We start from the raw sequence: 23762 nt of genomic DNA, 5'->3' as shown, positions 1-23762 counted from the left end.
TTGAGTTGTTGTCTGGAACTCTGGTGGGCCTCCCGGCGTCACTCCGTTCGGCCGGGCTACAATTTCGTAGCCCGGCCGAGCGAAAGCGACGCCGGGGTTATCCCAAACCTACACGTCCAGCAGAAGACGGGTTGGATCTTCTAACAGCTCTTTAATTGCCACCAGGAAGCCTACAGACTCGCGCCCATCGATCAGACGGTGGTCATAGGACAGTGCCAGGTACATCATCGGCAGAATTTCCACTTTGCCATCAACCGCCATAGGACGGTCTTTAATGGCGTGCATACCCAGAATCGCGCTCTGAGGCGGGTTGATAATCGGGGTAGACATCAGGGAACCGAAGACGCCGCCGTTGGTAATAGTGAAGTTACCACCGGTCAGATCTTCGACAGTCAGTTTGCCGTCGCGGCCTTTCAGCGCCAGCTCTTTAATGTTCTTCTCAATGTCAGCCATGCCGAGTGCATCAACGTCACGCAGGACTGGGGTCACCAGGCCACGCGGCGTAGACACCGCCATGCTCACATCGAAGTAGTTGTGGTAAACCACGTCTTCGCCATCGATAGACGCGTTCACTTCTGGGTAGCGTTTCAGCGCTTCAACTACGGCTTTCACGTAGAAGGACATGAAGCCCAGACGGATACCGTGACGTTTTTCAAACGCGTCACCGTACTGCTTACGCAGGTCCATGATTGGTTTCATGTTGACTTCGTTGAAGGTCGTCAGCATCGCGGTAGAGTTTTTCGCTTCCAGCAGACGCTCAGCTACGCGTTTACGCAGACGGGTCATCGGAACACGTTTCTCGGAGCGACCTGCCAGCGGTGCAACCGGCGCTGCAGCTGCCGCAGCCGCAGCCGGTGCAGCAGCGGCTTTCGCTGGTGCTTTCGCCAGATGTTTTTCAACGTCTTCACGGGTCAGACGACCGCCAACACCAGTGCCTTTAATTGCGCTGGCATCGAGGCTGTGCTCAGCCAGCAGGCGACGGATCGCCGGGCTCAGCGCATCGTTGTTCTGCTCTTCCAGTGAAGCCTGTTGGCGCTGAGCCGGAGTCGACTCTTTGCTTTCAGATTTCGCGCTGGTTTCTTTACCACCGCTGTTGCCTTCACGCAGGCGACCCAGGATTTGACGGGAGGTGACGGTAGTACCTTCATCTTCCAGAACGGCATCCAGAATGCCATCCGCCGACGCCGGTACTTCCAGTACCACTTTGTCAGTTTCGATTTCTACCAGCACCTCATCACGAACTACCGCATCGCCCGGTTTTTTGTGCCAGGTGGCTACGGTCGCATCTGCTACGGATTCAGGCAGGTCAGGGACCAGAATATCTACGCTACTCATTTTGTATCCTTAATTAATCGACGTTCAGCGCGTCATTGACCAGATCTTGTTGCTGCTTCTGGTGAACGGACATATACCCTACCGCCGGCGAGGCGGAGGCTGGGCGACCTGCGTAACGCAGACCAGCACCAAATGGAATCACATCACGGAAATGATGTTGGCTGCAGTACCATGCGCCCTGGTTAAGCGGCTCTTCCTGGCACCAGACAAAATCATGCACGTGAGCATAAGCTTTCAGCACTTCTTGTACCGCCTGGTGCGGGAACGGATACAGCTGTTCTATACGCACGATAGCGACATCTTTCTGGTCGTTCTTGCGACGCTGTTCCAGCAGGTCGTAGTAAACCTTACCAGAACACAGCACGACGCGTTTCACGACTCTAGGATCCAGCTCGTCAATCTCGCCGATGGCCGGCATAAAGGTGCCGTTTGCCAGTTCGTCCAGCGTAGAGACCGCCAGCGGGTGACGCAGCAGAGACTTCGGCGACATGACCACCAGCGGACGGCGCATCCCGCGCAGCGCCTGACGACGCAGCATGTGATAAACCTGTGCCGGGGTGGACGGTACGCAAACCTGCATGTTTTGCTGTGCGCAAAGCTGCAGATAACGTTCCAGACGCGCAGAGGAGTGCTCCGGACCCTGACCTTCATAACCGTGTGGCAGCAGCATAACCAGACCGCACATACGGCCCCATTTCTGCTCGCCGGAGGAGATGAACTGGTCGATAACCACCTGCGCACCGTTGGCGAAATCGCCGAACTGGGCTTCCCAGATGGTCAGCGTGCGCGGCTCAGCCGTCGCGTAACCATATTCGAATGCCAGGACCGCTTCTTCGGACAGTACGGAGTCCCACACCTTAAATACGCCCTGCCCGTTATGCACGTGCTGCAGCGGGGTGTAGGTGGAACCGTTAGACTGGTTATGAATCACCGCGTGGCGGTGGAAGAAGGTGCCGCGACCGGCATCTTCACCGGACAGACGGACGGGAATGCCTTCATCGACCAGCGTGGCGTACGCCAGGTTTTCCGCGCCGCCCCAATCGAACAGCTTCTCGCCCGCCGCCATTGCCTGGCGGTCGCCGTAGATTTTCGCTACGCGAGATTGCATTTCAATGGCATCAGGTACGGTACTGATACGGTTAGCCAGCTCCTGCAGGCGCTTCATCTCAACCTTGTTCGGGTAGCTTTCGTCCCACTCATGGTTGAGGTATGGCGACCAGGTAAAGGAGTGCAGATTCATTGGACGCCACTCTTTCACCACGCATTCGCCCGCGTCTAGCGCGTCGCGATACAGGTTAACCATCTCGGTGGCATCTTCCAGCGTCGCGACGTTGTCCGCTTCCAGCTTGTCAGCATAGATTTTACGCGGGGTCGGATGCTTTTTGATTTTCTGGTACATCAGCGGCTGGGTTGCGCTTGGCTCGTCGGCTTCGTTATGGCCGTGACGGCGGTAGCACACCAGGTCGATGAACACATCGCGTTTAAAGGTGTTACGGAAGTCCAGCGCCAGACGGGTAACGAAAGCCACCGCTTCCGGGTCATCCGCATTCACGTGGAAGATTGGCGCCATCACCATCTTACCGATATCGGTACAGTATGGCGTTGAACGCGCATCCAGCGGGTTAGACGTGGTGAAGCCCACCTGGTTGTTAATCACGATGCGAACGGTACCGCCCACTTCGTAACCACGCGCTTTGGACATGTTCAGGGTTTCCTGAACCACACCCTGACCGGTTACCGCGGCATCGCCGTGGATGGTAATCGGCAGAACTTTATTGCTGCTTGGCTCGTCCAGACGGTCCAGGCGCGCACGGACGGAACCGATAACCACTGGGCTTACGATTTCGAGGTGCGACGGGTTAAACGCCAGCGCCAGGTGTACCAGGCCGCCTTCGGTTTCGATGTCGGAGGAGAAGCCCATGTGGTACTTCACGTCACCGGTGCCGAGGTGTTCTTTATGCTTGCCGGAGAACTCGTCGAACAGCTCCTGGGACTGTTTACCCAGAACGTTGATCAGCACGTTCAGACGACCGCGGTGCGCCATACCCAGCACCACTTCACGGGTACCGCTCTTGCCCGCATGGCGGATCATCTCTTTGAGCATCGGTACCAACGCGTCGCCGCCTTCCAGCGAGAAGCGTTTTGCGCCTGGGAATTTCGCGCCCAGGTAGCGTTCCAGACCTTCTGCCGCAGTCAGTTCGCTCAGGAAGCGTTTTTTCTCTTCTGCAGTAAAGGTGGCATGCCCCGCTTCAAAACGCTGTTGGATCCAACGTTTCTCTTCGGTGTTCGTGATGTGCATGTATTCCGCGCCGATGTGGCCGCAGTAGGTCTGTTTGAGAGCATCAATCAGATCGCCGAGCTTCATCGTGTCTTTGCCGATGGCAAAAGAACCTACGTTAAAGCTCTCCTGGAAGTCGGCCTCAGTCAGATCGTGGAAAGCGGGATCTAAATCAGCCACTTTATCCTGCTGCCACAGTCCCAGCGGATCGAGGATCGCGTTCTGGTGACCACGGAAGCGATAAGCGTTGATAAGCTGCAGGACTTTAACCTGCTTCGCATTCGTGTCAGGGTCGGAAATCGAAGAAGAGTAACGTGAGGCATCCTTCGCCAGACGACGGAAATAATCACGTGTTTTGGAATGAAATTGATCCGGTTTGACTCCGGTACCAGGTAACTGCTGGAACATTGAACGCCAGTGAGCGTCGACAGAGTCAGGATCGGTTAAGAAGTCTTCATAGAGCTGTTCTATCCAACTCTGGTTCGCGCCAGAGAGGTAAGAAGAGTCCAGCCAGGCTTTCATTGCGCCGTTCTGCATCGTGATCCCTTAAGCATCTTATGCTTATTTCGCCGTGGATAACTACGACGTACGCCGATATAGCACACGTCCCAGGGTTCACTTGCGAGCTCTTGTATTTGCACTGGCCCGCGAAGGAACCTTTAGAAACTGTCTTAAGCGCTTTGCGCTCACCCTTTCTCATGAGAGAAAGCAGATTTGGCAGTTTTTAAAGGTTTCCTGCATGTTATCCCCTCTCCTTATGGGAGAGGGGAACAGGGTATTACGCACTACGTTGCAGCAGCATCGACTTAATATGGCCGATGGCGCGCGTCGGGTTCAGCCCCTTAGGACATACACTGACGCAGTTCATGATGCTATGGCAGCGGAATACGCTGAAAGCGTCACTTAACCCTTCCAGGCGGCTGTCGGTTTCGGTATCGCGGCTATCAATCAAGAAGCGATACGCAGCCAGCAGGCCTGCCGGGCCGATAAACTTGTCCGGGTTCCACCAGAACGACGGGCAAGAGGTCGAACAGCATGCGCAGAGAATACACTCGTACAGACCATCGAGTTTCTCACGCTGCTCTGGCATCTGCAGATGCTCACGAGCCGGAGGATTTTGCCCATTATTCAACAAGTAAGGCTTAATCTTCTCATACTGTGCGTAGAATTGCCCCATGTCTACCACCAAATCGCGGATAACCGGCAGACCAGGCAGTGGACGGATAACAATTTTCTTGCCCGGCTGATTCAGCGCGGAGATCGGCGTGATGCACGCCAGACCGTTTTTCCCGTTCATGTTCAGGCCGTCAGAACCACATACCCCTTCACGGCAGGAGCGGCGGAACGACAGGCTTGGATCTTTTTCTTTCAGCTGCATCAATGCATCCAGCAGCATCATGTCGCGACCTTCTTCCGCTTCCAGGGTGTAATCCTGCATGCGCGGAGCATCGTCAACGTCCGGGTTATAACGATAAACTGAAAACTCGAGTTTCATAATCCTGTCTCCGCATTAATAAGTACGAATCTTCGGCGGGAATGCCGGACGCAGTTTCGGTTCCATATTGACGCTACGACGCGTCATGGATTCCGACTCTGGCAGATACAGGGAATGGCACAGCCAGTTTTCATCATCACGATCCGGGAAGTCGAAGCGGCTATGCGCGCCACGGCTTTCGGTACGGAAGTTTGCAGACACCGCGGTGGCGTAAGCCGTTTCCATCAGGTTATCCAGCTCCAGACACTCAACGCGCTGGGTGTTAAATTCGCTGGACGTGTCATCCAGACGGGCATTTTTCAGACGCTCGCGAATCGCTTTCAGCTGCTCAAGACCTTTGGCCATCGCATCGCCTTCACGGAAGACCGAGAAGTTATGCTGCATACATTCCTGCAGCGCTTTGCGAATTTCGACCGGGTCTTCACCGTCACGGTTACCGTTCCAGCGATTCAGACGTTCCAGAGAAGCGTCAATCTCTTCTTCGGTCGCGTCGCGCAGTTCGCCCTGCTCAGCAATGGATTCCTGCAGATGCAGGCCAACCGCACGACCGAAGACCACCAGGTCAAGCAGCGAGTTGCCGCCCAGACGGTTCGCACCGTGAACGGATACGCAGGCAATTTCACCTACCGCGAACAGACCAGGAATCACCACGTCTTCGCCCTGCTCATTCACGGTCAGTGCCTGGCCGCTCACTTTGGTCGGAATACCGCCCATCATGTAGTGGCAGGTTGGGATAACCGGGATAGGTTCTTTAACCGGGTCAACGTGTGCGAAGGTACGAGACAGTTCCAGGATACCCGGCAGACGGGATTCCAGCACTTCTTTACCCAGGTGATCCAGCTTCAGCTTAGCGTGTGGACCCCATGGGCCGTCACAGCCGCGACCTTCACGGATTTCGATCATGATGGAACGCGCCACCACGTCACGACCCGCGAGGTCTTTCGCGTTCGGCGCATAACGCTCCATGAAGCGCTCGCCGTGTTTGTTCAGCAGGTAACCACCTTCACCACGGCAGCCTTCTGTCACCAGAACGCCCGCGCCGGCGATACCGGTCGGGTGGAACTGCCACATTTCCATATCCTGCACCGGAACACCGGCACGGATAGCCATACCCACGCCGTCACCGGTATTGATGTGGGCGTTAGTGGTGGACTGATAGATACGCCCTGCCCCGCCGGTTGCCAGCACGGTTGCACGGGCTTTGAAATAAACCACTTCACCGGTTTCGATACACAGCGCGGTACAACCCACCACTGCGCCATCGGCATTTTTCACCAGGTCCAGCGCATACCACTCGGAGAAAATAGTGGTGTGGTTTTTCAAATTCTGTTGATAAAGCGTATGCAGCAGGGCGTGACCAGTACGGTCAGCTGCCGCTGCGGTACGTGCCGCCTGCTCGCCGCCGAAGTTTTTCGACTGGCCGCCGAACGGACGTTGATAGATGGTCCCATTCTCCAGACGGGAGAACGGCAGGCCCATATGATCCAGCTCCAGAATCGCTTCCGGGCCGGTCTTACACATGTATTCAATAGCGTCCTGGTCACCGATGTAGTCCGACCCTTTTACGGTATCGTACATATGCCATTCCCAGTTATCTTCATGGGTATTACCGAGCGCAACGGTGATACCACCCTGCGCAGATACGGTATGGGAACGGGTCGGGAACACTTTAGACAGCAGCGCACAAGTCTGGCCGCTTTGGGAAATTTGCAGCGCCGCGCGCATACCTGCGCCACCGGCACCAATCACAACAGCATCAAATTCTCTGACTGGCAGTTTCATCACACACCCCACACCGCAACAAATCCATAGATAACGTAAACCAACAGGGCCACAACAATAACCAGTTGCAGCGTCAGGCGCAGAGCCAGTGGTTTAACGTAGTCGGTTAACACCTGCCACATGCCGATCCAGGCATGAATCAAGATTGAGACCAGAGCCAGCAGGGTGAACACTTTGGTGAACGCAGAGGCAAAGAAACCGCTCCAGATTTCCCAGGTGACTTCACCGTGCGTCGCAAAAAAGCCCACCATGTAGATGATGTACAGAGTCAGGACAATAGCGGTGGCGCGGACGAGGATGAAGTCATGTACGCCGTTGCGTCCTAATGCTGAGGCGTTGCTTACCATACGAGGACTCCTGCAAGAATTGAAAGCACGACAGTAATAACAAAAGAGATTTTCGCAGAGCGCTGACCGGCTTCGAGAGTTTCTTCGATATAACCGAAATCCATTAACACGTGACGAATACCCACAACCGCATGGTACGCCAGCGCAGTGAGGATGCCCCACATAATGAATTTAACGAAGAAGCTGCTCATGATGGAGGAAGCGGTCTGGAAGCCTTCCGGGGAGGAGAGACTGGTGCCCAGCAACCATAGCAGAATACCGACCGCCACAAACGTGATCACACCGGATACGCGATGGAGAATGGACGCTATCGCTGTTATAGGGAACCGGATTGTTGTCAAATCCAGATTGACAGGTCTTTGTTTTTTCACATTTCTTATCATGAATAACGCCCACATGCTGTTCTTATTATTTCCTTCCTCCGGTCCGCAGGCGGGTCAAGCAGCGTCCTTTCTATAACTTCGCGTCATGGTTAAATCTGCTCACAGATGCTAAATCGACACGTTAAAACGCTGGGTGGCTCGGGATTGCAGGGTATTCCGGAGACCTGGCGGCAGTATAGGCTGTTCACAAAATCATTACAATTAACCTACATATAGTTTGTCCGGTTTTATGCAGAACAGTGATCATGCTCACGATTAAAACAATTTTTTAAAAATTAATCACGTGATTTGACAAATATTAAACATTATTGTTACAACCATCACCTGTAAAAGCATATAATGCTCAAAAGTTATGGGGTCACTCTTTCACCTGATAATAAGTTATGTAACAGTGTGACGGTATTGACCGAACTTATCAGGACAGTTATTAGTGTTGTACAGGTTTGAATCATCGGATTGCTAAGACCCTGATTTGCTGTTGTTTCACTGTAGATTAGACGTGCACCGTCAAGCGCCCTTGCTCTGTACCCTCGCGTTATCTTTACCGCAGAGCCGTGAGCCAAATAACAAACTGGCAACGTCGAACTATGTTTTGAATTGCAAATCCGGCATCCAGCAGTCTTAAGCAAAAAGGCGCTAAGGAGACCGTAAATGGCTGATACGAAGGCAAAAATCACTCTATCGGGTGATACTGCTATTGAACTGGATGTGCTAAAAGGCACGCTCGGTCAGGATGTTCTTGATATCCGTAGTCTGGGTTCGAAAGGCATTTTTACCTTTGACCCTGGTTTTACCTCTACCGCATCTTGCGAGTCTAAGATTACTTTTATTGATGGCGACGAAGGGATCTTGCTGCACCGTGGCTTCCCTATCGATCAGCTAGCCACAGAATCTAACTATCTCGAAGTGTGCTACATCCTGCTGTACGGTGAAAAACCGTCCCAGGCTGAGTTTGACGAGTTCACCACTACCGTGACTCGCCACACCATGATCCACGAGCAGATCACTCGCTTATTCCATGCGTTCCGTCGCGACTCTCACCCAATGGCGGTGATGTGCGGGATTACCGGCGCACTGGCAGCGTTCTATCACGACTCTCTGGATGTGAATAACCCACGTCACCGCGAGATTGCCGCATTCCGCCTGCTGTCGAAAATGCCGACCATGGCCGCGATGTGCTACAAATATTCCATCGGTCAGCCGTTCGTCTATCCACGTAACGACCTCTCCTACGCCGGGAACTTCCTGCGTATGATGTTCGCGACCCCTTGCGAAGATTACGAAGTGAACCCGGTTCTGGAACGCGCAATGGATCGTATTCTGATCCTGCACGCTGACCACGAGCAGAACGCGTCCACCTCTACCGTCCGTACCGCTGGCTCTTCTGGTGCGAACCCGTTCGCCTGTATCGCTGCCGGTATCGCTTCTCTGTGGGGGCCGGCACACGGTGGCGCCAACGAAGCAGCACTGAAGATGCTGGAAGAGATCAGCTCCGTTGAGCACATCCCTGAGTTCGTGCGTCGTGCGAAAGATAAGAACGACTCTTTCCGTCTGATGGGCTTCGGCCACCGCGTGTACAAGAACTACGACCCGCGTGCCACCGTGATGCGTGAAACCTGTCACGAAGTGCTGAAAGAGCTGGGTACCAAAGATGACCTGCTGGAAGTGGCGATGGAGCTTGAGCACATTGCGCTGAACGACCCGTACTTCATCGAGAAGAAACTGTATCCGAACGTCGATTTCTACTCCGGTATCATCCTGAAAGCGATGGGTATTCCATCGTCCATGTTTACCGTTATCTTCGCGATGGCGCGTACCATTGGCTGGATTGCTCACTGGAACGAAATGCACACCGACGGCATGAAGATTGCGCGTCCTCGTCAGCTGTACACCGGCTACGAGCAGCGTGATTTCAAATCAGACCTCAAGAAGTAATCGAGAGTTTGAAAGTAAAAAAGCGCCTGCGGGCGCTTTTTTTTATGGCTGCAGTGTGGTGATTTTCCCGGGGTCGCTGCGCTCGCCCGGGCTTGTATGATTACCTCGTCAGAAAGAACCGGCCAGTTCTCTCTGATGGCGGTCCGGATGCCGTGCCCGGGCTTAGGCTTTCACGCCTGTACCGTAGATATTCTGCACCGGTCCGCCGTTCTTTCTCATGTGACAAACCGGACAGTATCATGGACCGGTTTTTACCGGTAATCCGCATTCGCAAGGTGGGTTTCACTATGGAATATGAACTGTACTTCATCGGCATTGATGTCGCTAAAACTAAACTTGATGTTGATATCCTTCGCCCTGATGGCCGCCATCTCTGTAAAAAGTTTGCCAATACTCCCCCGGGCTATGAGGACCTGGTCCGCTGGCTTCGTAGCCATGAGGTGAGCCATGCTCATGTCTGCATGGAGTCTACCAGCACCTACATGGAAGACGCTGCCGCCCATCTGAGCGATGCCGGGTATACCGTCTCCATCATCAACCCTTCCCTGAGCGCTGCCTTTGCCCGCAGTGAAGGGCTGCGCAACAAAACCGACAAAGTGGACGCTCGTATGCTGGCTCACTTCTGCCGGGAGAAAAAGCCGCCAGCATGGGAAGCGCCGCACCCGACAGAGCGGGCCCTGAAAGCGCTGGTGCTACGACATCAGTCGCTGACAGAGATGCAGACTCAGGAGAAAAACCGCCAGGAAACTGCACCGGAAGTACAGCTGGAGAGCATTGATGTTCTCCTGCAGTGTCTGGGAGCAGAGCTGAGGCGCATTGAAAAACAGATAAAAGACCTGGCGGACAACGACCCGGATATGAAACAACGGCGGAAGCTGCTGAGCAGTATCCCGGGGATAGGAGAGAAAACCGCCGCGGTGCTGCTGGCGTACACGGGACTGAAGCTGAGGTTCGCCACTGCGCGGCAGTTCGCAGCGTATGCAGGACTGACGCCGAAGCAGCATGAGTCGGGGAGCAGCGTGATGCGAACAAGCAGGATGAGCAAAGCAGGACCGGTTCATCTGCGCGGAGCGTTATATATGCCGGCGATGTCAGCGTTGTATCACACGGCATGGGGAAAAGCGTTCAGGGAAAGGCTGGAAGGTAACGGGAAGCGACCGAAAGTGATAATAGGTGCAATGATGCGTAAGCTGGCGCAGGTGGCCTATGGGGTATTAAAGTCAGGAAAAACGTTCGATGCGTTGCAGCATGGGATGCCTGTAGTATAAAGGCGGACGGGGAAGTGATAACAGCGCCAGAAGGCGCTGTTAAAGTTATGCCTGCAATCCGGGAAGCAACGGTGAAAAGGAGTTGCTGCCGCTCACAGTATCTACAGTCGTGCATATTGGTCGTTTTCACAACCTAATGCTGACACCCCGGGCACCAATAAAACGGCCTTGAGGAGAGCATCGTCTTCTCAATCACCCCACCGCAACGCTCGCACGTTTCGCCATCGCGATGAAACACCTTGAAGCGGAATAGCGCGCCGTGGTGCTTGTTCTCATCCACCTGGCCTCGCGTGTTGTAGGAGAGTCGAGGAATATCGAGCAGCGCATGCGACAGCGCCTCGAGCTGCTGTTCATTGAGCTGCGACGCTTTATGGTTGCCGGTTAAGCCAACCTGCCAGAGGATCTCAACCCTCAGATAGTTACCCAGCCCCGCGAGAAACGCCTGATCCAACAGCAGGCCGGAGAACTGGCGGTTGCGAAATTTTGCCGACAGCAGTCGCGTTTTTACCGCCTCGGGCGTTAAGGTCATATCGAGCACGTCCGGCCCAACGCGCAGTAAGAATGGGTGCGTTTTCACCTGCTCTGGCGTCAACATCTCAATATCGGACGCGCTGTAGAGCAGAATCGCTTTATCCGCCGTTTGTAATTTAACCCGCAGTACCCGCGTGGTATCGGGCATTTCCCCAGCGTTAACCACTCGCCACACGCCGTAGAGCTGATTGTGGCTGTAGAGGGTCAGGCCACCGGAAAAATGGGTCAGCAGCGCTTTACCGCGGGTTTCAACGTGGGTGACATGCTGGCCGATCAGGGTGGGTGCATAAGAGGATAATTCGGGGTACGCAAACCAGACCTCGGTCAACGGGTTGCCCTGAATCGCCTTTTCCAGGCTGTCCGCCGCCCGGCGGATCTCTGGACCTTCAGGCATAGTGATTGCTCCCTTTCGATCGTCAAGGCAACAATATTATCAATAATACGTTTGGCTCGCACACGGCATCTCGAATAAAAAGAACGGGCGCATGAGGATAGCAACAACACCGCAAAGTGGCGGGGATGACTCCCCGCCGGCGCTCTTACTTAACAGATTCGTAAGCTGTGAAGACAGCGAGCTCCGCGTGACCGGTTCGGAGCCGTACCTCGCAGAGATCTTCTCTTGTGACCAGTACCACCAGAATGAAAGTGATACAGATAACAATCAGGGCGATAACCATCGCCTTTGGCTGTTTCATAGCCTGCTACTCCTTGACCCGAAGGTCGGTAAGAGGCTAATCTTAATGTGTCTGGCATTAGATTTGGCCTCAGATTAATGTTTAACGTCCGGTAAGACGTTGAAGGTTATCTGGGGCTTTTCTCTATCTGCCTTTCGGCTAATGCCTGAGACAAATAGCCTCAAGCACCCGCCGAAAGTGTACTGCAATTTCCGTCCGTTTCAGCCTTGATGAATTCCGAATTACCGGCGGGTTTGTCGGCACTCACTCAACAACATCATGCCCTTACCTGAATGCCCTGCGCGGTAAATTCGCGCCGCAGATGGCGAGCAAACGCCAGCGCATGCGCGCCGTCGCCGTGCAGGCAGACCGTTTCCGCCGTTACATTGGCCCACTGGCCGTCTACGGTTCTCACACGCCCACGCTGCACCATCTCCAGCGTTTGTGCCAACGCCTGCGCTTCATCGCTAATCAGCGCTCCCGGCTGGCTGCGCGGCACCAGAGCACCGTCAGACTGATAGCCCCGGTCGGCAAACACTTCCTGACGCGTGGCGAGTCCGTGGCGCACTCCGGCGCGAATCAGCTCACTTCCTGCCAGGCCGACCAGAATCAGCGTCGGATTCACCGCAAACACCGCTTTAGCGATAGCGTCCGCTAAAGCCGGGTCTTTGGCGGCCTGGTTATAGAGCATGCCGTGCGGCTTCACGTGACGCAGTACACCGCCTTCGGCCCGAACTATCGCCGACAGGGCGCCGATTTGATACAGAGTCTGAGCGTAGACCGTTTCCGGCGGCAGGTGCATCGCGGTACGGCCAAAATTCTCCCGGTCGGGGAAGCTCGGATGCGCCCCCACGGCCACGCCATTTTGCAGCGCCGCGCGCGCGCAGGTCAGCATCATCCCGGCATCGCCTGCATGAAAGCCGCAGGCGATGTTGGCCGAGGAGACCAGCGTCAGCAGTTCAGCATCGCTGGCCGCGCCTTCGCCAAGGTCGGCGTTGAGATCAATCATCATCATTAAGCCGCCAGGTGAGCTGTTCCAGATAGCGCTGCTGGTCGTGACGCGCCTTGAGCGCCTCTTCAAGCGTACAGCGAATGAAGTGAATGGGCTGCCCGAGGGGAATTTGCGCCAGCTGGAACATATCCGCCTCAATAATACAGGCAATACGCGGATAACCACCGGTGGTCTGGGCATCGTTCATCAGCACGATAGGCTGACCGTTATGCGGCACCTGCACCACGCCGGGCACCAGGCCATGAGACACCAGCTCACGGGCGTTATCACGCACCAGCGGCTGCCCTTTCAGGCGGTAACCCATCCGGTTGCTCTGCGGGCTTAAGTGCCACGGCGAGCGCCAGAAGGTCTCCTGCGAGGTCGTATCAAATTCGTGATACTCCGGCCCCGGCAAAGCACGAATGCGGTTGCTGGCGATAAGCGGCTTGACGCCGCGCGGCTCGCGGAACGTACGCACGGGCTTCCCCAGCGGCAGCACGTCGCCATCCTGCAGACGACGGCCTTCAAAACCGCCTATGCCAACGTTAAGATCGGTACTGCGCGAGCCCATCACGGCAGGGACATCAATGCCCCCCGCCAGCGCCAGATAGCTGCGAATACCGTGCTGCGGGCGCTTGAGCTTGAGCGTCTGGCCGGTTTTTGCCCAGTGTCGCCAGCCGCTCCATACCGCCTCACCGTCCAGCGTCGCTTCGCAGCCCGCGCCCGTCAGCGCAAACCAGCCGTCGCGGGCAAAGGTAAACGTCGCCATACCGAGGGTTATCTCCAGCGCAGCGGCGTTGGCATCGTTGCCCACCAGCAGGTTGGCGGTCATCAGCGCCGGTTTATCCAACGCCCCGCAGCGGCTCACGCCGAACTGGCGTAGCCCATCACGCCCCGCGTCCTGCACCGAGGTATACATGCCTGCACGAATCACCTTCAGCATATGCCCTCCTTTTGCGGCACGAAGCGCACCGTGTCACCGGGACGCAGCAATATCGGTTCTTCACGATTGGGCGAGAACAGCGGCAGCGACGTGCGGCCAATCAACTGCCAGCCGCCCGGCGTGGACAGCGGGTAAATACCGGTTTGCTGGCCGCCAATGCCCACCGACCCGGCGGGCACCTTCAAACGTGGCTCCGCACGGCGCGGCATGGCCAGCGAAGCTGGCAGCCCGCCAAGGTAGGGAAAGCCCGGCTGGAAGCCGAGGAACCACACCACGTAGTCCACCGACGCATGCAGCTCCACCACCTGCTTCGGGGTAAAGCCGCTAAGGCGGGCGACCTCGGTCAGATCCGGCCCCTGTTCACCGCCATAAATAACGGGGATATCGATCGCACGGGAATCCGGCTCCAGCGCTTCACTCTCTTCCCACCAGCGCTGGAGCCGTTCAATAGCATCCAGCGCCAGAGTCTGCGGATCGGTTAATGTCACCGTGATATTATTCATGCCAGGAATGACGTCTACCACGTCCGGTAATGTCGCCACTCGCTGGGCCAAACGCCATACCCGCTTTTGCGCCGCCAGCGTCACCGGCGGCTCCAGCTCCAGTACGACAGCCGTTTCACCTAACAGATAACAACGCGCTCGCTGCACTTTATTCCCTCATCATCAGGCCGGATTGGGGATGTCCACAAAGGTCACATCCAGATCGGTCGTTTCGGTGAGCCACTCGCTCAGCGCGCGAATGCCGCCGCGTTCCGTGGCGTGGTGGCCCGCTGCATAAAAGTGTAGCCCCTGCTCACGGGCAGAATGTATGGTCTGCTCTGAAACCTCACCGGTAATAAACGCATCGACGCCAAAGCGCGCCGCGCTGTCGATAAAGCCCTGACCGCCGCCGGTACACCAGGCCACGCGTGAGACTTTATCCGACCCGGTATCCCCGCTCCACAGCGGTTTACGCCCCAGTCGAGCTTCAATCCATGAGGCCAGTTCCAGCCCCGATACCGGCATCGAGAGTTCGCCCCACGGCACCAGCGGTTCGATCTCACCCATTACGTTAATACCGAGCAACTGCGCCAGCTGTACGTTGTTACCGAGCTCCGGATGTGCATCCAGCGGCAGGTGCCAGCCATACAGGTTGATATCGTTCTCCAGCAGCGCTTTCAGACGATTGCGCTTCATGCCGCGGATGACCGGCGACTCCCCTTTCCAGAAGTAACCGTGGTGCACAATCACCGCATCCGCCTGCTGGCGCACGGCTTCGTCAATCAGCGCCTGGCTGGCGGTCACGCCAGTCACAATCTTCTGTACCGTTTCACGCCCTTCGACCTGCAGGCCGTTAGGGGCGTAATCGCTGAAGGCGGCGCTGTTGAGTTTTTCATTAATCAGTTGTTCTAGTTCGGTATTTTTCATCATCGCTCTCTTCAATATTGATGCCTTACTACAGGATAAAATAGCGTCACCGACGCGTTACGTCGATACACAATTCGTTAACCTTCACTTGATACCGCTTAACTACGCGCAATAAATGCTTAAGTAACACGATTTGTCTGTTTTTGTGTGACCGAAATCATGTATATTTATGCAACCATACCGCATATTACAAAGATAATACGATTCTCTTCGTATTATTACATAAATGAAACAAAGCCTTGCGTAGCGTGATGTTGCCGGGTTTCGAGGTCAAATGTGCAATGAATAAATCACAATCGCAGCCAAAGGCAATTTACTACGTCGTCGCGCTGCAAATTTGGGAATACTTTAGTTTCTATGGCATGCGCGCGCTGCTGATCCTGTATCTCACCAATCAACTGAAATACAACGACACCCACGCTTACGAGCTGTTTAGCGCTTACTGTTCATTAGTTTATGTGACGCCAATCCTCGGCGGCTACCTGGCGGATAAAGTCCTCGGCAACCGCATGGCCGTCATGCTGGGCGCGCTGCTGATGGTTATCGGCCATATGGTGCTCGGGGCCAGCGAAGTGGCGCCGATGTTCCTGTACCTGTCGCTGGCGATTATCGTCTGCGGCTACGGGCTGTTTAAATCGAACATCAGCTGCCTGCTGGGCGAGCTCTATGAACCTACCGACCCACGTCGCGATGGCGGCTTCTCACTGCTTTATGCGGCAGGTAACGTCGGCTCCATCGTCGCCCCTATCGCCTGTGGTTTCGCCCAGGAACAGTATAGCTGGGCAATGGGCTTCACCCTCGCCGCGGTAGGCATGCTCGCCGGTCTGGTTATCTTTATCAGCGGCCGCCGCCACTTTGCCCACACCGCCGGTGTGAACAAAGAAGTGCTGTGCGCGAAAAAATTCCTGCTGCCGAACTGGGGCTGGCTGCTGGTTCTGCTGGTCGTTGCACCGCTGTTTATCACCGTACTGTTCTGGAAAGAGTGGTCGGTCTATGCGCTGATTGTCGCCTCTATCATCGGCTTGGTAGTGCTGGCAAAAATTTATCGTCGTGCAGAAACCGCCGAGCAGCGTAAAGACCTGCGTCTGATTGTTGTGCTGACCTTCTTCAGCCTGCTGTTCTGGGCGTTTGCTCAGCAGGGCGGCAGCTCCATCAGCCTCTATATCGACCGTTTCGTTAACCGTAACGTGCTGGGCTATGAAGTGCCGACCGCGATGTTCCAGTCGGTGAACGCCTTTGCCGTGATGCTGTGCGGGATTGTGCTGGCCTGGCTGATTAAAGAGAAAGTGACTAACAACCGCGATCTGCGCCTGTGGGGCAAATACGCGCTGGGCCTTGGCCTGATGAGCGCAGGTTTCTGCATTCTGACCCTGAGCGCACGTCTGTCCGCAAGCTACGGTCACTCCTCCATGCCGCTGATGCTGCTGGGGCTGTCGGTGATGGGCTTTGCCGAGCTGTTTATCGACCCGGTGGCGATGTCGCAGATCACCCGCATCCAGATCCCGGGTGTGACCGGCGTGCTGACCGGCATCTATATGCTGCTTTCCGGCGCGGTGGCAAACTACGTGGCGGGGATTATTGCTGACCAGACCTCTCAAGGTTCGTTCGACTCTGCGGGCGCGGTGGATTACTCCATCAATGCCTACATTGATGTGTTCAGCGAAATCACCTGGGGCGCGCTGGCCTGCGTCGCCGTGGTGCTGGTTATCTGGCTGTATCACTCAATGAAAGTCCGCTCCCGCCGCCTGGCAGCAGAAGCGTAACCCCATCCTGTAGCCCGGACGAGGCGTGTAAACGCCGACTCCGGGGATTCCCCGGCGTCACGTCGTTCTGCCGGGCTACTGAAGATGCTTAGCCGCTTCATAGGCAGCAAGCGTCGCCACCCTCGCCTCAGCGTGATCAACAATCGGTCGCGGATAGTGAATCTCAACGCCCTGCTTTTCCGCCCACGCCCACGGCTGGTGAATCGCCTTATCCGGCACCTCGGCTAACTCCGGTAACCACTCGCGGATAAACGCCCCACGCTTATCAAAACGTTCGCCCTGTGTCGTGGGGTTGAAGATACGAAAATAGGGCGCCGCATCCGTTCCGGTTGAGGCCGCCCACTGCCAACCGCCATTGTTAGCCGCCAGACAACCGTCCACCAGTTGCGACATAAAGTAACGTTCGCCCTGCCGCCAATCGATCAGCAAATCTTTGACCAGGAAGCTGGCAACAATCATCCGCAGCCGATTATGCATCCAGCCGGTTGCATTAAGCTGCCGCATTGCCGCATCAACAATCGGGTAGCCGGTACGCCCCTCCTGCCAGGCGATAAGCGCGTCTGACGGCTCGCGCCAGCGCACGCGATCGGTCCAGTCGATAAACGGGCGATGTTTGCAAAGCCGAGGGAAGTAGGTCATCAGGTGACGATAAAACTCGCGCCAGATAAGTTCGTTCAGCCAGACGCTGCCCGCACCGCCGTTGAGCGCATCGGGCTGTTCTGCCAGTAGTCGATACAGGCACTGACGTGGTGAAAGCACACCGACCGCGAGACAGGCCGACAGACGGCTGGTGCCTTCAATGGATGGGAAATCGCGCTGAGCCTCGTATTCACCCGCGCCTTCCTGACAAAAACGACGCAGCTGACCAATCGCCGTCTTTTCGTCAGGCGGGAACAGCGCCGGGTCAAACGACTGCTGGGGATAGTGAAAATGGAGTGTTGCAGCATCGGCCACCGCCGGAGCAGACCGCACCTCGGGGGCCCGCACGCATTCGGGCATGTGCTCTTTTAAGCGCCGCAGCCAGGCGTTTTTATACGGTGTGAAAACTTTATACATTTCGTGATTGCCGGTCATCACCGCACCGGGCGGCAGGATCACGCTATCATCAAAGCCCTGACACACCGTGTCGGTCAGCGCCCGCTCTACGGCGGCGTCGCGCTGACGCTCATTGAATTCGTATTGGTAGTTATAAAAAAGCTGCGTGACCTGGTGCTGCTGGCACACCGTTTTGACGACCTCGACGCTGGCGGCAAAGTCGGCCACCTCATGGAATATCAGCGGGATATTTTTCTCTGCCAGCGAGCGGCGCAGCGCGTTCAACTGCGCGGCAATATAGGCGGCCTGGCGTGGTGCCATACTGTGCGTAGCCCACTGTTCTGGAGTGGCGATAAACAATGCCAGCACCTGCGCATTGGGATCGCGGCAGGCGGCGGCAAGGGCAAAATTGTCGTGCAGTCGGAGATCGGCGCGAAACCAGACCAGATGGGTAGACATAAATATCCTGAATGTATTCAACGAATACTTTCATCTTACACCAAATGTCAGGAGGACAAATGCGGGTCGTTGTGCCCTCCCGGAGTCGGCGCATTCGCGCCTCGTCCGGGCTACCTGAAAACAAAAAAGCCGCCCTGGTAAGGACGGCTTTGTAGCCCGGCCAAGCGCAGCGCCGCCGGGAATGGCACGATACTATCAATAGAAGTCGCAGGCGGCCTCTTCAGCCTGTGCCATCCATACCGGCTTATCGCTGGTCTTCGACCATACGCGGTGCAGGTAGCTGTAGAAGCGGGCACGGTCTTTCCAGAACAGCATCACCGGTAATGCGACGATCCCCGCCACCACGGCGAAAGTACGACGTAACAATACGATGTGTGCAGGATATTTTCTATACAGGTCCATATTCTCTCCCCTAAGTTGGCCGGCAACGCACGCCGGAAAATGAAGCTCAGTAATCTGACTAAAAGAGTACCGTTATTTGTGTAATTTTACTACTCATCCGACCACTAATTTTTGTGCATTTAGTGTTTATTTACATTCATGCCGTAACTGAGTTACATGATTGTTAAATTAATACTAACCATTAGTTAAATTGTGGATTACGGTCATTTTTATACTTTTTTTACACCCCGCCATTCTATTTTTGCGAAATCTTTGCACCCAAAAACCTACGCTTAGCGCATCAACTGAACCATCCGGAGGTGGATTGTGACTACAGGCGTAATAGCCGGCACGGTGCTGGTGTTCCTGTTACTGGCGTATCTGGTTTATGCCCTTTTCAAGGCGGAGGCGCTGTAATGGCTGCTCAAGGATTTTTACTCGTTGCCAGCTTCCTGCTGGTGCTGTTTGTTCTTGCCCGCCCGCTTGGCAAAGTGCTGGCTGGGATGATTAACAACACGCCGCTGCCGGGGCTTGCCCGCTGTGAAAGCGGGCTCTGGCGCGTCATGGGCATTTCCGGTCAGGAGATGAGTTGGGGGCGCTATGCCATTGCCATCCTGCTGCTAAACCTGGTCGGGCTGTTGGTGCTGTTTGCCATGCTGATGCTACAGGGCGTGCTGCCGCTGAATCCACAAAACCTGCCGGGGCTATCATGGCATCTGGCGCTCAATACCGCCGTTAGCTTTGTCAGTAACACCAACTGGCAATCCTATAGCGGTGAAACCACCCTGAGCTACTTTAGCCAGATGGCCGGCCTGACGGTGCAGAACTTCCTCTCAGCCGCCACCGGGATTGCCGTGCTGTTTGCACTGGTGCGTGCTTTTGCCCGCCATAGCGTGAATACGCTGGGCAACGCCTGGGTCGATATCACCCGCATCACGCTGTGGCTGCTGCTGCCGATTTCCCTGCTGCTGGCCCTGTTCTTCATCCAGCAAGGGGCGTTACAAAACTTCCTGTCCTACCAGCCGTTTACCACCATTGAAGGCGCCCATCAGCTACTGCCAATGGGGCCGGTAGCGTCTCAGGAAGCCATTAAAATGCTCGGCACCAACGGCGGCGGCTTCTTTAACGCCAACTCCTCACATCCGTTTGAGAACCCGACGGCGCTGACCAACTTTGTGCAGATGCTGGCGATTTTCCTCATCCCTGCCGCACTGTGTTTTGCCTTTGGTGACGCGGTGGGTGATAACCGTCAGGGCCGCGCCATCCTGTGGGCCATGACGCTTATTTTCATCATTTGCGTCGCGGTGGTGATGTGGGCTGAAACCCGCGGTAACCCGCACCTACTCGCCTTCGGAGCCGACAGCAGTATCAATATGGAAGGCAAAGAGAGCCGCTTTGGCATTCTGGCCAGCAGCCTGTACGCCGTGGTGACCACCGCCGCCTCCTGCGGTGCGGTCAACGCAATGCACGACTCCTTTACCGCACTGGGCGGCATGATCCCGCTGTGGCTGATGCAGATTGGTGAAGTGGTCTTCGGCGGCGTGGGTTCTGGCCTCTACGGCATGCTGCTGTTCGTTCTGCTGGCGGTATTTATCGCCGGGCTGATGATTGGCCGCACCCCGGAATACCTCGGTAAAAAAATCGACGTGCCGGAAATGAAGATGACCGCGCTGGCGATTCTGGTTACCCCAACGCTGGTGCTGCTTGGCACGGCGCTGGCGATGATGACCGATGCAGGCCGCAGCGCGATGGCGAACCCCGGTTCGCACGGCTTTAGCGAAGTGCTGTACGCCGTGTCGTCGGCGGCAAACAACAACGGTAGCGCCTTTGCCGGTCTTAGCGCCAATACGCCGTTCTGGAACTGTCTGCTGGCCGCGTGCATGTTCCTCGGCCGCTTCGGGGTGATTGTGCCAGTGCTGGCGATTGCCGGTTCATTGGTGAGCAAAAAAATTCAACCCGCCACCTCAGGCACCCTGGCGACCCACGATGCGCTGTTTATCGGCCTGCTGATGGGGACCGTGCTGCTGGTCGGCGCCCTGACCTTTATTCCCGCGCTGGCGATTGGCCCTGTTGCGGAACATCTTTCCCTGTTTTGAGTGATGCGGAGCTATTGGTTATGAGTCGCAAACAACTGGCCCTGTTCGAACCGTCTCTGGTTCGCCAGGCGTTGATCGATGCCGTGAAAAAACTGAGCCCGACCATTCAGTGGCGCAACCCGGTGATGTTTATCGTCTGGGTAGGCAGCGTGCTCACCAGCGGACTGGCCGTCGCCATGGCGCTGGGCACCCTGCCTGGCAATGCGTGGTTTAGCGGCGCTATCGCGCTGTGGCTATGGTTTACCGTGCTGTTCGCCAACTTTGCCGAAGCGATGGCGGAAGGCCGCAGCAAGGCGCAGGCGAACAGCCTGAAAGGGGTGAAGAAAACGGCGTTTGCCCGCAAACTGCGCGAAGCCCGCTATGGTGCCGCGATGGATCACGTTCCGGCAGATGAACTGCGCAAAGGCGACGTGGTGCTGGTCGAAGCCGGGGATATCATTCCCTGCGATGGTGAAGTCATTGAGGGCGGCGCATCGGTGGATGAAAGCGCTATTACCGGGGAATCAGCTCCGGTTATCCGTGAGTCCGGCGGCGACTTTGCTTCGGTGACCGGTGGGACGCGCATCCTCTCCGACTGGCTGGTCGTGCGCTGCAGCGTGAACCCTGGCGAAACCTTCCTTGACCGGATGATCGCCATGGTCGAAGGCGCGCAGCGTCGTAAAACGCCTAACGAAATTGCCCTGACCATCTTGCTGGTCGCGCTGACTATCGTGTTCCTGCTGGCGACCGCCACCATCTGGCCGTTCTCCGCCTGGAGCGGTACGCCGATTAGCGTCACCGTGCTGGTCGCCCTGCTGGTGTGCCTGATTCCGACCACCATCGGCGGCCTGCTTTCCGCCATCGGCGTGGCCGGGATGAGCCGTATGCTCGGCGCCAACGTGATCGCCACCAGCGGTCGTGCGGTCGAAGCAGCGGGCGACGTTGACGTGCTGCTGCTGGATAAAACCGGCACCATCACGCTCGGTAACCGTCAGGCTTCCCAGTTCCTGCCAGCCGATGGCGTGGACGAAAAAACGCTGGCCGATGCCGCGCAGCTGTCATCGCTGGCGGACGAAACGCCGGAAGGCCGCAGTATCGTGGTGCTGGCGAAACAGCGCTTTAATCTGCGCGAGCGGGATCTGCAAACGCTGCATGCCACCTTCGTACCCTTTACCGCCCAAAGCCGCATGAGCGGGATCAACATCGACAACCGCCTGATTCGTAAAGGCTCCGTCGATGCGATCCGCCGCCATATCGAAAGCAACGGCGGCAGCTTCCCGCAGGACGTGGAGCAGAAAGTAGAGAGCGTTGCCCGCCTGGGTGCCACCCCACTGGTGGTGGCTGAAGGGGCGCGGGTGCTCGGCGTTATCTCGCTGAAAGATATCGTCAAAGGCGGCATCAAAGAACGCTTCGCGCAGCTGCGTAAAATGGGTATCAAGACGGTGATGATCACCGGCGACAACCGTCTCACCGCCGCCGCCATCGCCGCCGAAGCGGGCGTGGATGACTTCCTGGCCGAAGCCACACCGGAGGCCAAACTGGCGCTGATTCGTCAGTATCAGTCCGAAGGTCGCATGGTGGCGATGACCGGCGACGGTACCAACGATGCCCCGGCGCTGGCGCAGGCCGACGTAGCGGTAGCAATGAACTCCGGAACCCAGGCAGCGAAAGAGGCTGGCAACATGGTGGATCTGGACTCGAACCCCACCAAGCTAATTGAAGTGGTGCATATCGGTAAGCAGATGCTGATGACCCGTGGTTCGCTGACCACCTTCAGTATTGCCAACGACGTTGCCAAGTACTTCGCCATTATTCCCGCGGCGTTCGCGGCAAGCTGGCCGCAGCTGGGCGTGCTCAACATCATGCACCTGCACTCGCCAGACTCGGCGATCCTGAGCGCGGTGATTTTCAACGCCCTGATTATCGTCTTCCTGCTGCCGCTGGCGCTGAAAGGGGTGAGCTACCGTCCGCTCTCCGCCTCGGCGATGCTGCGCCGTAACCTGTGGATTTACGGTGCGGGTGGTCTGGTTGTGCCGTTCATCGGCATCAAAGTTATCGATTTACTGCTGACCCTGCTGGGTCTGGTCTGAGGAAATAGACATGTCTGCATTACGTCCTGCCATCGTAATTTTTCTGTTCCTGACGCTTATCACCGGAGGGCTCTACCCTCTGCTGACCACCGCGCTGGGGCAGTGGTTCTTTCCGGCGCAGTCGGGAGGGTCGTTGATTATCGAAAACCATGAAATTCGCGGATCGTACCTGATCGGGCAGAACTTTACCGATCCCCGCTATTTCCAGGGCCGCCCTTCGGCGACGTCGGACTCCCCGGATAACCCGATGGCATCCGGCGGCAGCAACCTGGCGGGCAGCAACCCGGCGCTGGATAAACAGTTTACCGACCGCATCACCGCGCTGCGCGCCGCTAACCCGGAAGCCAGCCGCGAGGTGCCGGTGGAACTGGTTACCGCCTCCGCCAGCGGGCTGGACCCTAACCTGACGCCAGCCGCCGCGTTGTGGCAGGTGCCGCGTATCGCCAAAGCGCGCAACGTCCCGGCAGAGTGGCTGCGTAAAGAGGTTGAAGCGGCGACAAACTCTCCGCTGCTCGGCTTTCTCGGACAACCTGTGGTAAATATTACTAAGCTGAATATGGCGCTGGATGCCCACAAGGATAACTGATG

21 protein-coding genes are annotated in these 23762 nt (G+C 56.4%); 7 read left to right on the top strand and 14 right to left on the bottom strand.

Translation table 11 applies throughout. The features are described from left to right. Positions 1-108 precede the first annotated feature (108 nt). The 6 genes from odhB to sdhC all read right to left on the bottom strand — a co-directional run bounded on the left by odhB (position 109) and on the right by sdhC (position 7635). On the bottom strand, positions 109-1335 hold the full coding sequence (gene odhB / locus AB2B48_RS00650; RefSeq protein WP_368300534.1) for a 2-oxoglutarate dehydrogenase complex dihydrolipoyllysine-residue succinyltransferase: 1227 nt from the start codon (positions 1333-1335) through the stop codon (positions 109-111). A gap of 13 nt (positions 1336-1348) precedes the next feature. Continuing rightward, positions 1349-4150 carry a 2-oxoglutarate dehydrogenase E1 component gene (sucA, locus tag AB2B48_RS00645; protein ID WP_220438437.1) on the bottom strand — a complete coding sequence of 934 codons (2802 nt, stop codon included), beginning with the start codon at positions 4148-4150 and terminating at the stop codon, positions 1349-1351. Positions 4151-4391: 241 nt separating this feature from the next. Next, positions 4392-5108: a succinate dehydrogenase iron-sulfur subunit SdhB gene (gene sdhB / locus AB2B48_RS00640; RefSeq protein WP_035892722.1), complete on the bottom strand. Its 717-nt coding sequence runs from the start codon at positions 5106-5108 to the stop codon at positions 4392-4394. A 15-nt stretch (positions 5109-5123) separates the two neighbouring features. Further along, a complete protein-coding gene (gene sdhA / locus AB2B48_RS00635) occupies positions 5124-6890 on the bottom strand; it encodes a succinate dehydrogenase flavoprotein subunit (protein WP_185669333.1) in 1767 nt (588 codons plus the stop codon). Then, entirely contained in the window at positions 6890-7237 is a 348-nt protein-coding gene (sdhD, locus tag AB2B48_RS00630) for a succinate dehydrogenase membrane anchor subunit (RefSeq protein WP_185669334.1), read from the bottom strand. The genes sdhA and sdhD overlap by 1 nt, the downstream gene beginning before the upstream one ends. Beyond that, positions 7231-7635: a succinate dehydrogenase cytochrome b556 subunit gene (gene sdhC, locus AB2B48_RS00625; protein WP_185669335.1), complete on the bottom strand. Its 405-nt coding sequence runs from the start codon at positions 7633-7635 to the stop codon at positions 7231-7233. Before sdhC ends, sdhD begins: the two co-directional genes overlap by 7 nt. 636 nt (positions 7636-8271) lie before the next feature. Here sdhC and AB2B48_RS00620 point away from each other — a divergent pair. Both AB2B48_RS00620 and AB2B48_RS00615 read left to right on the top strand, forming a co-directional pair. Beyond that, positions 8272-9555 (top strand): citrate synthase, encoded by a 1284-nt coding sequence (locus AB2B48_RS00620; protein WP_185669336.1) that lies wholly within the window; start codon positions 8272-8274, stop codon positions 9553-9555. 287 nt (positions 9556-9842) lie between these two features. Continuing rightward, entirely contained in the window at positions 9843-10823 is a 981-nt protein-coding gene (locus tag AB2B48_RS00615; protein ID WP_368301999.1) for an IS110 family transposase, read from the top strand. A gap of 133 nt (positions 10824-10956) precedes the next feature. Here AB2B48_RS00615 and nei read toward each other — a convergent pair whose 3' ends face one another. From nei to AB2B48_RS00585, 6 genes are all read right to left on the bottom strand, one after another. Beyond that, positions 10957-11748 carry an endonuclease VIII gene (gene nei / locus AB2B48_RS00610; RefSeq protein WP_368300533.1) on the bottom strand — a complete coding sequence of 264 codons (792 nt, stop codon included), beginning with the start codon at positions 11746-11748 and terminating at the stop codon, positions 10957-10959. Between the two features lie 145 nt (positions 11749-11893). Next, positions 11894-12049, bottom strand: a complete 156-nt coding sequence (locus tag AB2B48_RS00605; protein WP_368300532.1) for a Hok/Gef family protein — start codon at positions 12047-12049, stop codon at positions 11894-11896. A gap of 256 nt (positions 12050-12305) precedes the next feature. After that, positions 12306-13040, bottom strand: a complete 735-nt coding sequence (gene pxpA / locus AB2B48_RS00600) for a 5-oxoprolinase subunit PxpA (protein WP_368302010.1) — start codon at positions 13038-13040, stop codon at positions 12306-12308. Then, complete coding sequence (pxpC, locus tag AB2B48_RS00595) at positions 13030-13962, bottom strand: 5-oxoprolinase subunit PxpC (RefSeq protein WP_368300531.1); 933 nt, start codon at positions 13960-13962, stop codon at positions 13030-13032. The genes pxpA and pxpC overlap by 11 nt, the downstream gene beginning before the upstream one ends. Further along, entirely contained in the window at positions 13956-14612 is a 657-nt protein-coding gene (gene pxpB, locus AB2B48_RS00590) for a 5-oxoprolinase subunit PxpB (protein WP_185669340.1), read from the bottom strand. The genes pxpC and pxpB overlap by 7 nt, the downstream gene beginning before the upstream one ends. A 15-nt stretch (positions 14613-14627) precedes the next feature. Beyond that, positions 14628-15371, bottom strand: a complete 744-nt coding sequence (locus tag AB2B48_RS00585) for a type 2 GTP cyclohydrolase I (RefSeq protein WP_368302009.1) — start codon at positions 15369-15371, stop codon at positions 14628-14630. Positions 15372-15652: 281 nt separating this feature from the next. On the opposite strand from AB2B48_RS00585, the gene dtpD reads away from it, so the two are divergent. Further along, positions 15653-17134: a dipeptide permease DtpD gene (gene dtpD, locus AB2B48_RS00580; RefSeq protein WP_185669341.1), complete on the top strand. Its 1482-nt coding sequence runs from the start codon at positions 15653-15655 to the stop codon at positions 17132-17134. Positions 17135-17209: 75 nt separating this feature from the next. Here the strand turns inward: dtpD and phrB are convergent, their stop codons facing one another. Together phrB and AB2B48_RS00570 are read right to left on the bottom strand one after the other, a co-directional pair. Then, positions 17210-18628: a deoxyribodipyrimidine photo-lyase gene (gene phrB, locus AB2B48_RS00575; RefSeq protein WP_368300530.1), complete on the bottom strand. Its 1419-nt coding sequence runs from the start codon at positions 18626-18628 to the stop codon at positions 17210-17212. Between the two features lie 195 nt (positions 18629-18823). Further along, entirely contained in the window at positions 18824-19030 is a 207-nt protein-coding gene (locus AB2B48_RS00570) for a YbfA family protein (protein WP_035892708.1), read from the bottom strand. Positions 19031-19336: 306 nt separating this feature from the next. Between AB2B48_RS00570 and kdpF the strand changes: the two genes are divergently transcribed. From kdpF to kdpC, 4 genes are read left to right on the top strand one after another with little or no spacing between them, the layout of a single operon-like run. After that, on the top strand, positions 19337-19426 hold the full coding sequence (gene kdpF, locus AB2B48_RS00565; RefSeq protein ID WP_035892707.1) for a K(+)-transporting ATPase subunit F: 90 nt from the start codon (positions 19337-19339) through the stop codon (positions 19424-19426). Next, positions 19426-21105, top strand: a complete 1680-nt coding sequence (kdpA, locus tag AB2B48_RS00560; protein ID WP_368300529.1) for a potassium-transporting ATPase subunit KdpA — start codon at positions 19426-19428, stop codon at positions 21103-21105. Before kdpF ends, kdpA begins: the two co-directional genes overlap by 1 nt. A 20-nt stretch (positions 21106-21125) precedes the next feature. Next, complete coding sequence (gene kdpB, locus AB2B48_RS00555; RefSeq protein WP_333495021.1) at positions 21126-23174, top strand: potassium-transporting ATPase subunit KdpB; 2049 nt, start codon at positions 21126-21128, stop codon at positions 23172-23174. A gap of 10 nt (positions 23175-23184) precedes the next feature. After that, a complete protein-coding gene (gene kdpC / locus AB2B48_RS00550; RefSeq protein ID WP_185669345.1) occupies positions 23185-23760 on the top strand; it encodes a potassium-transporting ATPase subunit KdpC in 576 nt (191 codons plus the stop codon). Positions 23761-23762 lie beyond the last annotated feature (2 nt).

The organism is Kluyvera sichuanensis (assembly GCF_040930405.1).
Taxonomy (GTDB): Bacteria; Pseudomonadota; Gammaproteobacteria; order Enterobacterales; family Enterobacteriaceae; genus Kluyvera; species Kluyvera sichuanensis.
The sequence above is the reverse complement of the archived record's forward strand: the minus strand, read 5'-3'. Positions and strand labels throughout refer to the sequence as shown.

What these genes read in the sequence shown, in the direction of transcription:
- kdpC (WP_185669345.1), top strand. Translation starts at nt 23,185, where the DNA reads ATGTCTGCATTACGTCCTGCCATCGTAATTTTTCTGTTCCTGACGCTT.
- pxpC (WP_368300531.1), bottom strand. Translation starts at nt 13,962, where the DNA reads ATGCTGAAGGTGATTCGTGCAGGCATGTATACCTCGGTGCAGGACGCG.
- phrB (WP_368300530.1), bottom strand. Translation starts at nt 18,628, where the DNA reads ATGTCTACCCATCTGGTCTGGTTTCGCGCCGATCTCCGACTGCACGAC.
- dtpD (WP_185669341.1), top strand. Translation starts at nt 15,653, where the DNA reads ATGAATAAATCACAATCGCAGCCAAAGGCAATTTACTACGTCGTCGCG.
- kdpB (WP_333495021.1), top strand. Translation starts at nt 21,126, where the DNA reads ATGAGTCGCAAACAACTGGCCCTGTTCGAACCGTCTCTGGTTCGCCAG.
- sdhB (WP_035892722.1), bottom strand. Translation starts at nt 5,108, where the DNA reads ATGAAACTCGAGTTTTCAGTTTATCGTTATAACCCGGACGTTGACGAT.
- sdhD (WP_185669334.1), bottom strand. Translation starts at nt 7,237, where the DNA reads ATGGTAAGCAACGCCTCAGCATTAGGACGCAACGGCGTACATGACTTC.
- AB2B48_RS00570 (WP_035892708.1), bottom strand. Translation starts at nt 19,030, where the DNA reads ATGGACCTGTATAGAAAATATCCTGCACACATCGTATTGTTACGTCGT.
- kdpA (WP_368300529.1), top strand. Translation starts at nt 19,426, where the DNA reads ATGGCTGCTCAAGGATTTTTACTCGTTGCCAGCTTCCTGCTGGTGCTG.
- sucA (WP_220438437.1), bottom strand. Translation starts at nt 4,150, where the DNA reads ATGCAGAACGGCGCAATGAAAGCCTGGCTGGACTCTTCTTACCTCTCT.
- AB2B48_RS00620 (WP_185669336.1), top strand. Translation starts at nt 8,272, where the DNA reads ATGGCTGATACGAAGGCAAAAATCACTCTATCGGGTGATACTGCTATT.
- pxpA (WP_368302010.1), bottom strand. Translation starts at nt 13,040, where the DNA reads ATGATGATTGATCTCAACGCCGACCTTGGCGAAGGCGCGGCCAGCGAT.
- AB2B48_RS00585 (WP_368302009.1), bottom strand. Translation starts at nt 15,371, where the DNA reads ATGAAAAATACCGAACTAGAACAACTGATTAATGAAAAACTCAACAGC.
- nei (WP_368300533.1), bottom strand. Translation starts at nt 11,748, where the DNA reads ATGCCTGAAGGTCCAGAGATCCGCCGGGCGGCGGACAGCCTGGAAAAG.
- AB2B48_RS00615 (WP_368301999.1), top strand. Translation starts at nt 9,843, where the DNA reads ATGGAATATGAACTGTACTTCATCGGCATTGATGTCGCTAAAACTAAA.
- sdhC (WP_185669335.1), bottom strand. Translation starts at nt 7,635, where the DNA reads ATGTGGGCGTTATTCATGATAAGAAATGTGAAAAAACAAAGACCTGTC.
- sdhA (WP_185669333.1), bottom strand. Translation starts at nt 6,890, where the DNA reads ATGAAACTGCCAGTCAGAGAATTTGATGCTGTTGTGATTGGTGCCGGT.
- AB2B48_RS00605 (WP_368300532.1), bottom strand. Translation starts at nt 12,049, where the DNA reads ATGAAACAGCCAAAGGCGATGGTTATCGCCCTGATTGTTATCTGTATC.
- odhB (WP_368300534.1), bottom strand. Translation starts at nt 1,335, where the DNA reads ATGAGTAGCGTAGATATTCTGGTCCCTGACCTGCCTGAATCCGTAGCA.